The organism is Shinella sp. SUS2, assembly GCF_001262505.1.
Classification (GTDB): domain Bacteria; phylum Pseudomonadota; class Alphaproteobacteria; order Rhizobiales; family Rhizobiaceae; genus Shinella.
Window position 1 is genome coordinate 73,392 of sequence record NZ_KQ410736.1, and the last position, 15,231, is coordinate 88,622.

Annotated in this window: 14 protein-coding genes; 3 read left to right on the top strand and 11 right to left on the bottom strand. The window is 62.6% G+C overall.

The genetic code is table 11. The features are described 5' to 3' along the window. Positions 1-88: 88 nt before the first annotated feature. Positions 89-1,909: a phosphogluconate dehydratase gene (edd, locus tag AKG11_RS21730; protein ID WP_050745436.1), complete on the top strand. Its 1,821-nt coding sequence runs from the start codon at positions 89-91 to the stop codon at positions 1,907-1,909. Positions 1,910-2,102: 193 nt separating this feature from the next. Here the strand turns inward: edd and AKG11_RS21735 are convergent, their stop codons facing one another. The 6 genes from AKG11_RS21735 to AKG11_RS21760 all read right to left on the bottom strand — a co-directional run bounded on the left by AKG11_RS21735 (position 2,103) and on the right by AKG11_RS21760 (position 9,216). Next, a complete protein-coding gene (locus AKG11_RS21735) occupies positions 2,103-2,516 on the bottom strand; it encodes a hypothetical protein (RefSeq protein WP_023511846.1) in 414 nt (137 codons plus the stop codon). 107 nt (positions 2,517-2,623) lie between these two features. Continuing rightward, positions 2,624-3,715: an ABC transporter ATP-binding protein gene (locus tag AKG11_RS21740; RefSeq protein WP_050745437.1), complete on the bottom strand. Its 1,092-nt coding sequence runs from the start codon at positions 3,713-3,715 to the stop codon at positions 2,624-2,626. A gap of 81 nt (positions 3,716-3,796) precedes the next feature. Beyond that, on the bottom strand, positions 3,797-5,449 hold the full coding sequence (locus AKG11_RS21745; RefSeq protein ID WP_024270949.1) for a beta-galactosidase BglA: 1,653 nt from the start codon (positions 5,447-5,449) through the stop codon (positions 3,797-3,799). 79 nt (positions 5,450-5,528) lie between these two features. Next, on the bottom strand, positions 5,529-6,674 hold the full coding sequence (locus AKG11_RS21750; RefSeq protein ID WP_050745438.1) for a carbohydrate ABC transporter permease: 1,146 nt from the start codon (positions 6,672-6,674) through the stop codon (positions 5,529-5,531). A gap of 1 nt (position 6,675) precedes the next feature. Continuing rightward, the gene (locus AKG11_RS21755) at positions 6,676-7,686 is read right to left on the bottom strand and encodes a carbohydrate ABC transporter permease (RefSeq protein WP_050745439.1); all 1,011 of its coding nucleotides are present in this window, start codon (positions 7,684-7,686) and stop codon (positions 6,676-6,678) included. 189 nt (positions 7,687-7,875) lie between these two features. Continuing rightward, complete coding sequence (locus AKG11_RS21760) at positions 7,876-9,216, bottom strand: ABC transporter substrate-binding protein (protein ID WP_371260130.1); 1,341 nt, start codon at positions 9,214-9,216, stop codon at positions 7,876-7,878. A gap of 329 nt (positions 9,217-9,545) precedes the next feature. Between AKG11_RS21760 and AKG11_RS21765 the strand changes: the two genes are divergently transcribed. After that, positions 9,546-10,574: a substrate-binding domain-containing protein gene (locus tag AKG11_RS21765; protein ID WP_050745440.1), complete on the top strand. Its 1,029-nt coding sequence runs from the start codon at positions 9,546-9,548 to the stop codon at positions 10,572-10,574. Positions 10,575-10,769: 195 nt separating this feature from the next. Here AKG11_RS21765 and folD read toward each other — a convergent pair whose 3' ends face one another. Continuing rightward, on the bottom strand, positions 10,770-11,669 hold the full coding sequence (gene folD / locus AKG11_RS21770) for a bifunctional methylenetetrahydrofolate dehydrogenase/methenyltetrahydrofolate cyclohydrolase FolD (RefSeq protein WP_023515738.1): 900 nt from the start codon (positions 11,667-11,669) through the stop codon (positions 10,770-10,772). Positions 11,670-12,195: 526 nt separating this feature from the next. Here folD and AKG11_RS21775 point away from each other — a divergent pair. Then, positions 12,196-12,999 carry a WecB/TagA/CpsF family glycosyltransferase gene (locus AKG11_RS21775; protein ID WP_050745441.1) on the top strand — a complete coding sequence of 268 codons (804 nt, stop codon included), beginning with the start codon at positions 12,196-12,198 and terminating at the stop codon, positions 12,997-12,999. A gap of 82 nt (positions 13,000-13,081) precedes the next feature. On the opposite strand, the gene AKG11_RS21780 is transcribed toward AKG11_RS21775, so the two are convergent. The 4 genes from AKG11_RS21780 to AKG11_RS21795 all read right to left on the bottom strand — a co-directional run bounded on the left by AKG11_RS21780 (position 13,082) and on the right by AKG11_RS21795 (position 15,229). Next, positions 13,082-13,612 carry a hypothetical protein gene (locus tag AKG11_RS21780; RefSeq protein WP_023515740.1) on the bottom strand — a complete coding sequence of 177 codons (531 nt, stop codon included), beginning with the start codon at positions 13,610-13,612 and terminating at the stop codon, positions 13,082-13,084. Further along, entirely contained in the window at positions 13,609-13,977 is a 369-nt protein-coding gene (locus AKG11_RS21785; protein WP_023515741.1) for a hypothetical protein, read from the bottom strand. The genes AKG11_RS21780 and AKG11_RS21785 overlap by 4 nt, the downstream gene beginning before the upstream one ends. Before the next feature lie 15 nt (positions 13,978-13,992). After that, complete coding sequence (locus AKG11_RS21790) at positions 13,993-14,550, bottom strand: rod-binding protein (RefSeq protein WP_050745442.1); 558 nt, start codon at positions 14,548-14,550, stop codon at positions 13,993-13,995. A gap of 280 nt (positions 14,551-14,830) precedes the next feature. Continuing rightward, positions 14,831-15,229 (bottom strand): hypothetical protein, encoded by a 399-nt coding sequence (locus tag AKG11_RS21795; protein WP_024270947.1) that lies wholly within the window; start codon positions 15,227-15,229, stop codon positions 14,831-14,833. Positions 15,230-15,231: the final 2 nt, after the last annotated feature.

The following is a 15,231-nucleotide window of genomic DNA, read 5'->3' on the forward strand; positions in this document are numbered from 1 at the left end:
GTAACGCCGATGATTGAAGCGGACAGCGCAGCTCTCCCGCGCGTTGCCGCATGCGAAAATGCCATCGAGAGAGGTAAGGATAGCTCCCATGTCCGCCGATAAACGCATCGAAGCCATTACAGCCCGCATCGTCGAACGCTCGAAGCCGCATCGCGAACCCTATCTCGCGCGTGTGCGCGCCGCCATCTCCAAGGGCGTGCACCGTTCGGTGCTCTCCTGCGGCAACCTCGCGCACGGCTTTGCCGTCTGTTCCCCCGCCGAGAAGGATGCGCTCGCCGGCGACCGCGTTCCGAATCTCGGCATCATCACCTCCTACAACGACATGCTCTCGGCCCACCAGCCGTTCGAGACCTATCCGGCGCTGATCCGCGAGGCCGCGCGGGAGGCGGGCGGCGTGGCGCAGGTCGCCGGCGGCGTGCCGGCCATGTGCGACGGCGTCACGCAGGGCCAGCCGGGCATGGAACTGTCGCTCTTCTCGCGCGACCTCATCGCCATGGCGGCCGGCATCGGCCTGTCGCACAACATGTTCGATTCGGTCGTCTATCTCGGCGTCTGCGACAAGATCGTGCCGGGCCTGACGATCGCGGCCCTCACCTTCGGGCATCTGCCCGCCATCTTCATTCCCGCAGGTCCCATGACCTCGGGCCTGCCGAACGACGAGAAGGCCCGCGTGCGCCAGCTCTATGCCGAAGGCAAGGCCGGCCGGGAAGAACTGCTGGAAGCCGAGTCGAAGTCATACCACGGCCCCGGCACCTGCACCTTCTACGGCACCGCCAACTCCAACCAGATGCTGATGGAGATCATGGGCTTCCATATGCCCGGCGCCTCCTTCATCAATCCCGGCACGCCGCTGCGCGACGCACTGACCAAGGAAGCCGCCAAGCGCGCGCTCGCCATCACCGCACAGGGCAATGAATTCACCCCGGCCGGCGAAATGATCGACGAGCGCTCCATCGTCAACGGCGTCGTCGGCCTGCATGCGACGGGCGGCTCGACCAACCACACGCTGCACCTTCTCGCCATGGCACGCGCCGCCGGCATCGTGCTCACCTGGCAGGACATTTCCGAGCTGTCCGACGTGGTGCCGCTGCTCGCCCGCGTCTATCCGAACGGCCTTGCCGACGTGAACCATTTTCACGCCGCCGGCGGCATGGGCTTCCTCATTCAGGAGCTTTTGAAGACCGGCATGCTGCATGACGACGTGCGCACCGTCTACGGTCAGGGCCTGCAGGCCTATACGATCGACCCGAAGCTCGGCGAAAACGGCGCGGTCGTGCGTGAACGCTCGCCGAAGATCAGCCACGATCCGAAGGTGCTCGCCAATATCGAGACACCCTTTCAGCCCACGGGTGGCCTGAAGATGCTGACCGGCAATATCGGCAGCGCCGTCATCAAGATTTCGGCGGTAAAGCCGGAGCGCCATGTCATCGAGGCGCCGGCAAAGGTGTTCCACGACCAGCAGGAACTCAATGCCGCCTTCAAGGCCGGTGAGCTGACGGGCGATTTCATCGCCGTCGTGCGCTTCCAGGGGCCGAAGGCGAACGGTATGCCGGAATTGCACAAGCTGACCACCGTGCTCGGTATCCTGCAAGACCGCGGTCAGCGCGTTGCCCTCCTCACCGACGGGCGCATGTCCGGCGCCTCCGGCAAGGTGCCGGCAGCCATCCACGTCACGCCGGAGGCTGTCGACAACGGCCCGATCGGCCGCATCCGCAACGGCGATATCATCCGGCTGGATGCGACCCACGGCACGATCGAGGTTCTGGTGAATGCCGCCGAGTTCGCCGCCCGCCCGCAGGCGACGGCCGATCTCTCGGGCAACGAATTCGGCATGGGGCGCGAGCTTTTTGCACCCTTCCGCGCCATCGCAGGACCGGCCGATCATGGGGCGAGCGTGCTGTTTGCCTGATGGGGCGGGGCGCTGCCGCCCCTCATCCGGCCTGCCGGCCACCTTCTCCCCGTAAACGGGGAGAAGGAAACAAGAGGCCAAGCCCCACTATCTCTCCCCGCTCATTGTTTGGGGAAAGCATCGCCACATTCCCCTTCTCCCCGCCTGCGGGGAGAAGGTCGCGGCAGCGGGATGAGGGGCAGCCCCCAAAACGTCAGCTATAAATATCCAGCGTCCGGCCGTGATGGTTCCGGTGCGTCGAATAGACGAAGATGCGTTGCAGATCCTTGTCGGAGAGCAGGCGCAGGAAGCGCGCTTCGACGATGTCGTTGGTGTAGACGCGCTGCGTCAGGCAACCGATCATCGGCAGGCGGGCGCTGACGATGTCGAGGTAGAAGTTGCGTGGCAGCTGGAACTTCGTCGTCATCGTGATGACGGCACCGCTGCGCGACAATTTGGTGATCAGGCAGCGGCGGGAGACCAAGTTGACGAGACCGCCGTTCTCGGTGAACTCGATGCGCGCCTCGTTGCAGGTGTCCTCCATCGGGAAGCTCTTCTCCCGATCGTACATGAAGGACTCTTCCTTGTTCAGGTAGTTGTTACGCGGTACGGATCCCTGAATACCCATCGGCCTGCTGCCCCCCGGCACTGTCTGCTTTCGACAAAAGCCTAGGGGAGCAACGCTTAACATCGGGTTGAGCGGCAGGGCTAAATCCTGCCGCGTCCCCTTCGCCTTCAGGATGCGCGATAACTCTTTCCGGCCGCATCAAAGAGATGCAGCTTCGCCTTGTCCGCCGTGAACCGCACCCGGTCGCCACGCTTGACGTCGAGGATGCCCGGGATCTTGGCGATGATCGGCTCGCCCTGCACGAGACCGTCGATATACAGCAGCGTCACTTCGCCGAGCGCTTCGACGATCGACACCGTACCCTCGAAGAGGAAATCCTCGCCGGTCGTGATCTGAAGGTCTTCCGGCCGTACGCCAAAGCTCGCGGTCTTGCCGACTTCGGAGGCCGCCGTCGAGATGTCGACGCTGGAGCGGCGCCCGCCCGTCAACTCGAGTTCCGTCGAAGCGCCGGCCGCCGTGATCTTCGCGGGAATGATGTTCATCGCGGGCGAACCGATGAAGCGGGCGACGAAGAGGTTTGCCGGGCGCTCGTAGAGTTCCAGAGGCGGACCGACCTGTTCGATATGGCCGGCCGAGAGCACGACGATGCGGTCGGCAAGCGTCATCGCTTCGACCTGGTCATGCGTCACGTAGATCATCGTCGTGTCGGCCATCTGCTCGTTGAGCTTGGCGATCTCGATTCGCGTCGCCACGCGCAGGGCAGCGTCGAGGTTGGACAGCGGTTCGTCGAACAGGAAGACCTTCGGGTTGCGGCAGATGGCGCGACCGATGGCGACGCGCTGACGCTGGCCGCCGGAGAGCGCCTTGGGCAGGCGGTCGAGATATTTTGTGAGCTGGAGGATATCGGCAGCCGAGCGCACGCGCCGGTCGATCTCCTCCTTGCTTTCGCCAGCAATGCGCATGCCGAAGGCCATGTTGTCGAAGACGGTCATGTGGGGGTAGAGCGCATAGGACTGGAACACCATGGCGATACCGCGCTTGGAAGGCGGCACGTCGTTGACGCGCTCGCCGTCGATCGTCATCTCGCCGCCGCTGATCTCCTCAAGGCCCGCGATCATGCGCAGCAGGGTCGACTTGCCGCAGCCGGACGGGCCGACGAAGACGATGAACTCGCCCTGCTTGATATCGAGATCGATGCCGTGGATCACATCCACCGCGCCGTAGGACTTGCGGATATCCTTGAGTACCAGCCCTGTCATGTCTCTCTCCCCTATAGTCCCTGTTTGGCGCAGTTCCGGAGGCGACCCGCCTTCCACTTTCGCCGGAATTGTTCTGACCGGTTACACGAAGCGCGCGAAAAACCCGCTCCAGGCCGGAAGTTCGATGCTTTCCGCATGCATCATGCTTTCAAACCCGTGGCCCTCCAGAACCTGCAGCGTGCCATCAGGCAAGTCCGCAAGGCGCGCGATCGGGCTCATGTTGAAAGCGCAGAAAACCTTCTCGTTGCCGTGCGTGCGCACGAAGGAAAGGATCGCGCCTTCGGCCGACTGAAATGCAATCTCGCCCTTCACCAATGCCACGTGCTCCTTGCGGAAGGCAAGAAAGCGCCGGTAGTGCGCAAGCACCGAGGCCGCATCCCCCTCCTGTATGTCGACAGCGCGCTCGAGATGAACGGCCGGCACCGGAAGCCAGGGTTTTCCCTTGCTGAAGCCGCCGGACAGCTCGGTGCTTTCCCAGACCATCGGCGTGCGGCAGCCGTCGCGGCCCTTGAAATCCGGCCAGAACTGGATGCCATAGGGATCCTGCAGGTCCTCATAGGCAAGCTCGGCTTCCGGCAAGGCCAGCTCCTCGCCCTGGTAGATGCAGACCGAGCCGCGCAGCGACATCAGCAGGCTGGCGAGCAGCTTGGCATGGGCCTCATGATCGGTGACGGCGCTGCCCCAGCGGCTGACATGGCGCATGACGTCGTGGTTGGAGAAGGCCCAGCAGACCCAGCCCTCGGGCGCCGCCTTTTCCAAGGCATGCTGCGTGTCGGCAACGAAGGCCGGTGTCAGCGGTTCGGGCGCAAGGAACTCGAAGGCGTAGCACATGTGCATCTTGTCGCCGCCGGACGTGTATTCACCGGCGATTTCAAGGCCGCGCTGGCTGTCGCCCACCTCGCCAACGGCAGCGATGGCCGGAAACTCCTCCATGACCGCACGGAACCGTTTGAGGAACTCCAGATTTTCCGGCTGGTTCTTGTCGTAGAGATGTTCCTGGTAGTTGTAGGGGTTCACGGCCGGCGCGGTCTGGGCGTTGCGGCGCTCGGGGGCGAGCGACGGGTTGTCACGCAGCTCCTTGTCGTGGAAGTAGAAGTTGATCGTGTCGAGACGGAAGCCATCGACACCGCGCTCCAGCCAGAAGCGGGCGACCGAGAGCAGCGCATCCTGCACTTCCGGATTGTGCAGGTTGAGGTCCGGCTGCGAGGTCAGGAAATTGTGCATGTAATATTGCAGGCGCGTCGGATCCCATTGCCAGGCCGAACCGCCGAAGATCGACAGCCAGTTGTTCGGCGGCGTGCCGTCCGGTTTGGAATCGGCCCAGACATACCAGTCCGCCCGCGGATTGGTGCGCCGGGAACGGCTTTCGACGAACCAGGGATGCTTGTCCGAGGTGTGCGACAGCACGAGGTCGATCATCACGCGGATGTTGAGGCGGTGCGCCTCGGCGATCAGCGCATCGAAATCGGCGAGCGCACCGAAGATCGGATCGACGTCCTGGTAGTCGGAGACGTCGTAGCCGAAATCCTTCATCGGCGAGGTGAAGAAGGGCGATATCCAGATCGCATCCACACCGAGGGAGGCGACATGGGAAAGCCGCTCCGCAATACCCCTGAGGTCGCCGATCCCGTCGCCGTTGGTATCCTGATAGGAGCGCGGATAGATCTGGTAGATCACCGCGCCACGCCACCAGTCCTTGTCCGGTACGAGAAGGGTGGAATCCGACATCGTCATGCTGCTTGTCCTGTGCATCTTTGATTTTTACGCGATTGCGAATGCAAACCGCTTCACGCTTTTGTGGCAACTGCCTTCGTCAGCCACCCTTGACCGAGCCCGCCAGCAGGCCGCGCACGAGATAACGCTGCAAGCTAAAGAAGACGATCAGAGGAACGACGATGGTGATGAAGGCGGACGCCGTAAGGATTTCCCAGTTGCCACCGCGCGAGCCCAGAAGGTTGACGAGACGCCCGGTCAGAACGAGCTCCTCGTTGCCCGCGCCGAGGAAGACCATGGCGACGAGCAGGTCGTTCCAGGTCCACAGGAACTGGAAGATGGCAAAGGACGCGAGTGCCGGGAAAGACAGCGGCAGGATGATCTTCACGAAGATATCGAAATCCGACGCACCATCGACACGGGCCGATTCCATGATCTCGCGCGGCAGGCCAGCCATGTAGTTGCGCAGGAGATAGACCGCGAGCGGCAGGCCGAAGCCCATATGGGCGAGCCAGATACCGACATAGGTCTTCGCCGGCACGCCAAAGAAGGCGCCGACGCCGTTATAGAGCCGCAGCAGCGGGATCAATGACATCTGCAGCGGCACGACGAGCAGGCCGACGATGACAGCGATCAGGATCGCCCGGCCCGGAAAGGGCATCCAGGCGAGCGCATAGGCGCAGAAGGCGGCAACGAGGATCGGGATGATCGTTGCGGGGATCGCCACGGTGAGCGAATTGATGAAGGACCTGCCGATGCCCTCGGCATTCAGCACTTCGCGATAGTTGTCGAGGGTAAAGCGCGGCGGCGCGGAGGCGGTATAGAAGATGCGCTGGCCGCGCGTGCCCTCCATCTTCGTCGGCGAAACGATCTCGTAGCTGCCGTCCTCCTTGACGGTCAGCGTCTGGCCGTCGCCGATATCGGCGGCAGCGCCGGCCTCGAAGGCGGTCGGCTGCAAGGGGCGGAAGCCGAAGGCGGAGACCTTTGCGTCACCGCCTTCCAGCAAATTGCCGGATATGACGAACTTGCCGTCACGCTCGACCTGCGCCTCCGGGGCGGCAGCGCGGCCGGTCAGGTTCTGCGAAGAGGTGGAAAGCGCGGTCCACCAGCCGGAGACGGCGAGCTGGTCCTTGTCGCGCAGCGAGGAGATCAGGAGGCCCGCCGTCGGCAGGGTCCAGAGCGCGACGAGCAGAAGGACGGAAAGATGGACGGCGAAGACGAGCGGCGAACGGGACGAGGCGATCATCTCAGTGGCCTTCCATTTCCTTGGTGGCGTTGCGGATGTTCCAGATCATGATGGGTATGACCAGGATCATGATGACGACGGCAATGGACGCGCCACGCCCGAAATCGCCGCCGCCGCGGAACATCCAGTCGAACATCAGGTTCGCCAGAACCTGCGTCTGCCATTGGCCGTTGGTCATCGCGAGCACGATGTCGAAGACCTTCAGCACCAGGATGGTGATCGTCGTCCAGACGACGGCGATCGTGCCCCAGATCTGCGGCACCATGATCTTGAAGAAGATCTGGAAACCATTGGCACCGTCGATGACGGCCGCCTCGATCGTCTCCTCCGGAATGCCGCGCAGCGCCGCCGAGAGGATGACCATGGCAAAACCCGTCTGGATCCAGATCAGGATGACCATCAGGAAGAAGTTGTTCCAAAAGGGGATGGTCATCCACGCTTCGGGCGAGCCGCCCATGGCGACGACGATGGCATTGAGGATACCGATCTGCTCGGAGCCTTCGGCGCGGTAGTCGTAGACGAATTTCCAGATGACGGCGGCGCCGACGAAGGAGATCGCCATCGGCATGAAGATCAGCGTTTTCGCGATGTTGCCCCACCAGATGCGGTCGGTCAGCGCGGCGACGATCAGGCCGAAGAAGGTGGAGAGCGCCGGCACCACCAGCAGCCAGAGGAAATTGTTGAAGATCGACTGGCGGAATTCGCCGTCGTTGATCATCCAGGCGAAATTGCTGAAGCCGACGAACTGCTGGCCCGTGCGGTCATGGAAAGCGAGTCGAACGGACTCGAAGACGGGATAGACGAGGTAGATCGTCAGTGCGAAGAGCGCAGGCGCCATGAACAGCCAGGGCCGGATCGCATTGGTGATGCGCAGGTTCTTCGAAGCCTCAGCGCCCGTCAGCCCCTTGGAGGGAAACATCCTGTCGAGCAGGAAATTCGTCCCGAAGAAGTAGAGGACGCAGGCGAGAACGCCCCCGACCATCGTGAAGACGGCGAATAACAATTGCTGCACGGCAGTCCCTCCCCTGGAAAAGTCCCCTACGGCTTCTTTTCGTGCAGCGCGGCCTTCGCTTCAGGTGTTTGCTTGACGTCTTCCGAAGCCACATCGACTGTTCACGCGGCTTGGCCACCGCATGGTCCGGCTGCACGTTTGCATGCTCGGGAAAACCGGCCGGCGGCTGCCGGCCGGTTCGCCAGGATGTTACTTGATGGCGTCCCAGGCCTTCTGCACGCCGCCGGCGACATCGGCCGCGGACTTGCCGCCGACGAAATCGACCATACCGGTCCAGAATGCACCCGCGCCGATCTTGCCCGGCATCAGGTCCGAACCGTCGAAACGGAAGGTCGTCGAATTGAGCAGGATCTCGCCCTGCTTCTTCATCGGCGCATTGGCATAGGCCTCCTTGTTGGCGCTCTTGTAGGGCGTCAGGAAGCTGGTCTGCGCCATCCACAGTTCGTGCGCGATGGGCGTCTTCAGGAACTCGATGAACGCGCGGGCGGGCGGCGTGTCCTTGGTGATCATCGCGAGCGTGCCGGCGCCGAGCACGGGATTGCCGAGTTCCGGCTTGCTGGCATAGGGCGGCATGTAGAAGAAGTCCGCATCCTCGCCGACAACGGTGCCTTCCGGGAAGAAGGACGGGATGAACGACGCTTGATGGTGCAGGTAGCACTTCGGTGGCGAGGCGAAGAGGCCCTTCGGGCTGTCGCGGAAGTCGGTGGAGGCGACCGCCGCCGCGCCGCCATCGACGAACTTGTCATTCTTGGCGAACCAGCCGAATTCGTCGAGCGCGCCGACCACCGAAGCATCGGTGAAGGGGATCTCGTTCTTTACCCACTTGTCGTAGGTTTCCGGGGACGCGGTGCGCAACATCAGGTCTTCGACCCAGTCGGTCGCCGGCCAGCCGGTCGCGCCGCCGGAACCGAGACCGATGCACCAGGGCGTGCCGCCGTCGGCGACGATCTGCTCGGTCAGCGCCTTCAGGTCTTCCATGGTCTTCGGCACTTCATAGCCGGCATCTTCAAAATTTTCCGGCACGTACCAGACGAGGGACTTCACGTCGATCTTGTAGGGGAAGGCGAAGAGTGCGGCATTGCCGTCCTTGCCCTTGTAGGTCGAAAGATCGACCCAGGACTGGCCGGCGGCGTAATTGTCGAGCAGCCATTGCTTGGTCTCGTCGCCGAGCGGGGTCAGATACCCCTTGGAGGCAAGGTCAGCGATGAGGCCCGGCTGCGGCAGGATGGCGACGTCAGGCGGGCTGCCGGCCTGGGTGTCGATGACGATCTGCTGCTCGTAGTTTTCGGAAGAGGAATATTTGATCTCGACGCCCGTCGCCTCGGTGAAATAGGCATAGACTATCTTGAAAAGCGCCTCGTCCTCACCGCGCCAGGGGCCGAAAATGGTCAGCGTCTGACCCTTGAGGTCGTGGCCCTTCTTGAAATCCTCGAAACTCTGCCAATTGAACTTGGAATCCTCGCCCGGCTTGAATTTCAAGTCGGCCGCGGCGGCGCCGCCCGCCATCAAAAGAGCGAGCGCGGCCGTCATCAGCAATGTCTTTTTCACGAGATTTGCCTCCCATAGCAAACCCGCCCTCTCCCGGGGCGGGCATTCTCTAAAATACCCCAAAATTCAAAGCGCTTTGGATTTCCTTTCATCCCATTTCCTTCCGAGCTTCGTCAAGTACCCCTCAGAGGTTTGTGGACAAAAATGCGGGATTTAACGCAGTGCAGCGTAGTTTTGCGGCGCAAAAAGGCCAAATCCGCTTTTCCTAAATGATTTGCTGATGTTACATGCCAAAACGCTTTGGGACACATCCAGGGAACGAAAAGAGAAGACATCCAAAGCGCTTTTAATGTTTCAAGAAAGCTAAGCATGTGAATCTCAAGCAATTATCGCAGTTGCTGGGCCTCTCCCAGACAACCGTGAGCAGAGCATTGAACGGTTATCCGGAGGTCAATGCCGAGACACGCCAGCGCGTGCTCGACGCTGTCCGCGAGACTGGATACCGGCCGAACCGGGCGGCGCAACGGCTGGCAACGGGCCGGGCGGGCTCGATCGGCCTTGTCATGCCGACGGCCGACGGCATCGAATCCGACGTGCATTTCGGCGAATTCCTCGCCGGCCTCGGCGACGAGGCGGTCAAGCACGACTTTCATTTCGTCATCAACCCGAGCCATCCGGAAGAAGAGGTCGCCACCTGCCGACGGCTGGTGGCGAGCGGCAATGTGGATGCGCTGTTCCTCGCCTATATGCGCGAGAAGGACCCGCGCATTGCCATGATGAAGACGTTGAAGACGCCCTTCGTCGTGCACGGTCGGTCGATCGGCGTGCCGACGGACTATCCCTATCTCGACATCGACAACACCGGCGCCTTCTACGATGCGACACGGCTGCTGGTGCAGCTCGGTCACCGGCATCTCGCGCTGATCAACGGACCGGACTATCTCGCCTTCTCGATCCGCCGCAAGAAAGGCACGGAGCGGGCGCTTTCCGAGCACGGCCTCATCTTGCGCGACGACTGCGTGCAGCATTCGCAAATGACGGACGAACACGGGTTTCGCGCCATGGAGCGCTTCCTCCAGCTCGAAGCGCCGCCGACCGCGGTCCTGTGTTCCAGCACGGTCCTGGCGCTCGGCGCCGTCCGGGCGATCAACCAGGCAGGGCTGAAGCTCGGCGTCGACATTTCGCTCATCGCCCATGACGACGTGCTGCCCATGCTGAAGCCGGAGAATTTCATGGTGCCGCTGACGACGACCCGCTCGTCGCTGCGTGCCGCCGGCCAGCGCATCGCCCGCCGCCTCATCGCCGACATTCTCACACTGGAAACCCTGCCGCAGCAGGAGCTCTGGAAGACGGACCTCATCGTGCGCGCGTCGACAGGCCCGGCGCCGGCGGGGAAGTAGGCTTCTGAGGAGGGCACTGCGTCGGGCCCTGCCCCTCACCCGAACCCTCTCCCCCCAAGGCGGGGAGAGGGGACGCACCCCACGAATGACGAGCGGCTGAAGAAGGCGGCGCGGCACACTTCTTCTCCCCGCTTGCGGGGAGAAGGTGGCCGGCAGGCCGGATAAGGGGCCGCTCTGGACCGATGATGTTTCCGCTCAGAACTTCGGTGGCGTGCGCCCGGCCTTGCGATAGGCGGCAATGACCGTGTTGGCCATCAGCATGGCAATGGTCATCGGACCGACACCACCGGGAACCGGGGTGATGGCGCCGGCAACCTTGGCAACCTCATCGAAGGCGACGTCGCCGACGAGGCGGGACTTGCCCTCCCCCTTTTCCGGCGCGGCGATGCGGTTGATGCCGACATCGATGACGGTCGCGCCCGGCTTCACCCAGTCGGCCTTTACCATTTCCGGGCGGCCGACGGCAGCAACGAGGATATCGGCGTTGCGGCAGGCGCCCGCGAGATCCTTCGTGCGCGAATGGGCGGTCGTCACCGTCGCGTTTGCGGCGAGGAGCAGAGCGGACATCGGCTTGCCGAAGAGGTTCGAGCGGCCGATCACCACCGCGTTGAGGCCGGACAAGTCCTCGCCATGCGTGCGGCGTACGAAGACCATGGCGCCGGCCGGCGTGCAGGAGACGAGCCCTCCTTCGAGATCGCCCGTCGCGACCTTGCCGGCGTTGACGACGTGCAGGCCGTCAACATCCTTTTCCGGCTTGATCGACTGGATGATCGGCTCGGAATCGAGGTGCTTCGGCAGTGGCAGCTGGACCAGGATGCCATGGATGGTCTCGTCGGCGTTGAGCGTCTCGACGAGGCGGGCAAGCTCCTCCTGCGTGGTCTGCTCCGGCAGCGTATGCTGGATGGAGGTAAAGCCGCATTCCTTGGCCATGCGGCTCTTGGAAGAGACATAAGCGTGACTTGCCGGATCGTCGCCGACGATGATGACGGCAAGACCAGGCTTCACGCCGGCATCCTTCTCCAGGGCAGCGGCAGCGGACTTCACGGTGTCAATCACGGAAGCGGCAACCTGCTTCCCATCGATAATGGTGGTCACATTTCTCTCCCTGGATGAAGTGCGCCCACTCTAGTGGGACGCCCGCGCGGCGGGATGGCCTCTTAACGCCCTATGCTGTCCAAAACGCATAATTTCAAGCATATCCTGCCGGAAAGCACAGATCCGGCCGACGAATGCGCTTTTTCCTGTCAGCAATGAAAGGCAGGACCGCGGCATGACGGAACCGCGCACGGCCATGCAGAAAGTCCTTTTTTGACGCAGATTGCGGGATTTTTTTTCTTGAAGCAGCCGGAGTTGGAAAACTCAAATGGTTGTTTTTCAAAGAATTTATCGGCAGCGTACCATCATGGTTAGCAATGCGTGAACACGGTCCGCCGCCTTTTCGGGAAATCCTTAAACGGCCTTTCAGGGGAACTTGCTAAATCGGCAGGCACCAATAGCAGCCTTGCGGGAACAGCATGACGCCCTATCCCACAGATCCCGTCGAACCCGCCGCTTTCGAGGTCATGACGACCTTGAAGACCGGCCGCTGCCCGCCTGCGGACGTTTCGAAAGGACCCTTGCCATGAACCTCGTGTCCGGCAACATCACCGCCTCGCAGCGGGATATTCTCGGCCTGCCGGTCTGCGATCTTGGCTGGGCGGAAGCCTTCGCCTTCGCGGAGGAGGTGGCGACCATGCCCTTCGGCCAAAGCGTCATCGCCTTCATCAATCCCGGCAATGCCAACCTGATGATGCGCGATCCCGAATACCGTTCCGTACTGGAGCGCCAGGTCGTGCTGCCCGACGGCGACGGCGTCGATATCGCCTCCATGGTGTTCCACGGCCGCAAGTTCCCGGCGAACCTGACAAGCATCGCCTTCGTTCCAGCGCTCCTCACCTATATTGCAAAATCGATGCGCGTTGCGCTGATCGGTGCACAATCCGAGACGCTGGTGCGCGCCGCAGACACCCTTCGCCAGCATACGCCCTGGCACGAGTTCCTGCCCATCGCCGACGGCCATTTCGACCAGGGCCAGTCGGATGCGATCATGGAGCGGGTGCGGGAGGCGAATGTCGACATCCTGCTCGTTTCCATGGGTAGCCCGGCGCAGGAGAAATGGATCGACCGGCATGTCGGCCCCGGCCATGCACGGCTGGTGCTCAGTCTCGGCCCGCTGTTCGATGCGCTCGCCGGTAACACCCCCGCGATCCCCGAGGCCGTTCGGCGGTTCCGGCTCGGCTGGTTCTACCGGCTGATGAAGGCGCCGTCGCGCCTGCCCCAGCACAGGGCACAGGCTGCCTTCGCCTATCATGTGCTGCGCTACAAGCTGTCCGGCACGGTGATGGTACGGGACGACGGTCACACGGCAAAGGCCGGCTCGCTCTGAGGCGGCCGGCCAGACTCATACGAATGCATGTATCCGCGCTAAGCGCCTGAAGCCTCTCCGGTTCCCTTCGGCCGGAATTGCCTTAGTGGCCGCCGCTCTTTTCCGCCGGTTTGCCGGCCGGAACCTCGCCCTTGACGAGCGTCTGGCCACGCTTGGGCGCGGGGTCCTGCACGGATGCGGTGGTGATGTAGTCGATCTGCTCGACATAGACCTCGGCTATGACCTCCGCCCCGAAACGGCGGTTCAGCCCTTCCTTGACGATGCCGCGGAAGGCTTCGACGTCGAAGCTGCCAACCGTCGCAACGTCGATCATCTTCTTGCCGACGAGCAGTGTATAAAGCTCGTCGGTGATCATCTGCGGCAGGGGAACGGTCTGCTTGGCCGCCAGCTCCTTGTTCGCCTTGTAGGCAAGCTTGGTCAGCAGGTAGCCATTGACGCCGCCCTCCCCGATCACAGGCACCGTCGTCGTGTATCCGCTGACGAATTCCAGCGCCGCTTCGCGCTCGGCCGCGGCCGTGTCCACCTTGGGGGCCGAGGCCATCTTCAGCGAAAAATAGACCGAGGCGAGCGTGATGGCGAGAATCCAGACGCCGGTGCCGATGAGCTTGATCATGTGCCGTAACCCAGGCGGAACTGCTCCTGCGAATAGGTACCGTCCGCCTCGAGATCCTGCACGGCATTCTTCAGGATAGAGACGACTTCGCGCACGGCCTCCAGATGGGCGGAAACGCGCTGGGCGTTGGTGGCGAGCTTTTCACGCACCCGGCCGAGCTGACTGGAGAAGGTCTGCGGCACCTCGTCAGGGCGCACGTCGCGCGTCAGCATCGCCAGCTCATAGAGGCAGCGGCTCTTGTGGGCGTTCGAGGTTGGCAGATCGAAATCGGGATCACGACCGATATTGTCGTTTTCGTTGTCGATGATCGTTTCGAGCCGGCCGAGGACGGTGCGGATCCGCAGTTCGTTGGTTGCCTGTTCCATTTTGTTGTTCTCCGCTTAGATCTTCGTCTCGTGTTCCTTGATGCCCGACGTCAGATCGGCAAAGGCTTGCCGCTGCAGGGCCTGCACCATGCCGGCTGCGACACGGTCGGTATTCTTGTCCTTCTCGGGCGAAGCCGCGCCGATGCCGCTGCTCTTGGCAAGGCTTTCGGCAATGCCGATGCCGCCGCCCTTGGCAAGCGCCTCGCCGAGCTGATCGGCCATCATTCCGCGCCACATTTCGCCGGCCGTGCCCTTGCCGTACATTTCCTCGCTGTCGGTCGGCAGCATGGACTTCACAAAATTCTGCAGCACCATCGATTCGAACTTGCGCATATGCTCCGGCACGGCCTTGCCGCCCACGGCGGACACGCCTTGTGCCGACTGGGCGCCGGCCGCATCCCGGTTGAGAATGCTGCCGACGGTGGCCTGGAAGCCTGCGCCGGCCTCGGCAAGGCTCGTCGCCTCGAAGGCGGCCTTGTTCGACTTCAGCCTGGCTTGCGCTTCCTGAACCTGGGTCGGGTCGGCAGCACGCACGACATCGAGCACCAGGTCGCTGGGGGGAGAAATTGCCACGTCCTTGAGCCTTTCAGGTGATCCTCGTGAGCCGAACCCGTCCTCATGGCGGTTCGCCGGCCTCTGACCGTTCAGGACAGCAGATCCGCCCGCGCCGCACCTGCGGCTGCTTCGGCAAACCCCGTCATCGTCCTGATGCGACTATCGCTGCTCAACCTTACGGGAGGCTGGTGGCAGATGACGAAGTCGTGACGCGGCTGCAGAGTAAATCCATATTGACGCAAGCTTGAAAAGGCCGCGAGAAATCGCCTGTCCTTACAGCGCCTTATTCCAAAACCACCTAATCGTCATTGCCCTTGTAGGCGATGTGCTGGTCGATGAGGTCGTAGATCGAATTGTCGGCGGCCTCGCGCTCCTCGGCGCTGCGGGCTTCCTTGCGATGCTCTTCCATGCGGTCGCCCTTGGTGCGCTCGCGCACCACGCGCATCTCGTGCATCTGCTGCACATTGGCCAGCATCTGGTCCTGCTGCTGCAACTTGCTGTACTGGCCGGAATAGTGCCGCGAAAAGCCGCGATGGATCGGATCCAGCGAGTTGATGGCGCCCGCGACGACCTCCATCGTCTCGCTGACCTCCTCGCGCTGGCGCGTGGTATTGGCAAGGTCGATCTCCGCCATCTTCTCCAGATGGCGCTGCACGCTGACGAGACGCTTCAGCTTGTCCGAGCGGTTCTGCGCCATCG

Bases quoted from the DNA above. Each gene is read 5' to 3' on its own strand.
- edd (WP_050745436.1), top strand. From the start codon at position 89: ATGTCCGCCGATAAACGCATCGAAGCCATTACAGCCCGCATCGTCGAA.
- AKG11_RS21735 (WP_023511846.1), bottom strand. From the start codon at position 2,516: ATGGGTATTCAGGGATCCGTACCGCGTAACAACTACCTGAACAAGGAA.
- AKG11_RS21740 (WP_050745437.1), bottom strand. From the start codon at position 3,715: ATGACAGGGCTGGTACTCAAGGATATCCGCAAGTCCTACGGCGCGGTG.
- AKG11_RS21745 (WP_024270949.1), bottom strand. From the start codon at position 5,449: ATGACGATGTCGGATTCCACCCTTCTCGTACCGGACAAGGACTGGTGG.
- AKG11_RS21750 (WP_050745438.1), bottom strand. From the start codon at position 6,674: ATGATCGCCTCGTCCCGTTCGCCGCTCGTCTTCGCCGTCCATCTTTCC.
- AKG11_RS21760 (WP_371260130.1), bottom strand. From the start codon at position 9,216: ATGACGGCCGCGCTCGCTCTTTTGATGGCGGGCGGCGCCGCCGCGGCC.
- AKG11_RS21775 (WP_050745441.1), top strand. From the start codon at position 12,196: ATGAACCTCGTGTCCGGCAACATCACCGCCTCGCAGCGGGATATTCTC.
- AKG11_RS21780 (WP_023515740.1), bottom strand. From the start codon at position 13,612: ATGATCAAGCTCATCGGCACCGGCGTCTGGATTCTCGCCATCACGCTC.
- AKG11_RS21785 (WP_023515741.1), bottom strand. From the start codon at position 13,977: ATGGAACAGGCAACCAACGAACTGCGGATCCGCACCGTCCTCGGCCGG.
- AKG11_RS21795 (WP_024270947.1), bottom strand. From the start codon at position 15,229: ATGGCGCAGAACCGCTCGGACAAGCTGAAGCGTCTCGTCAGCGTGCAG.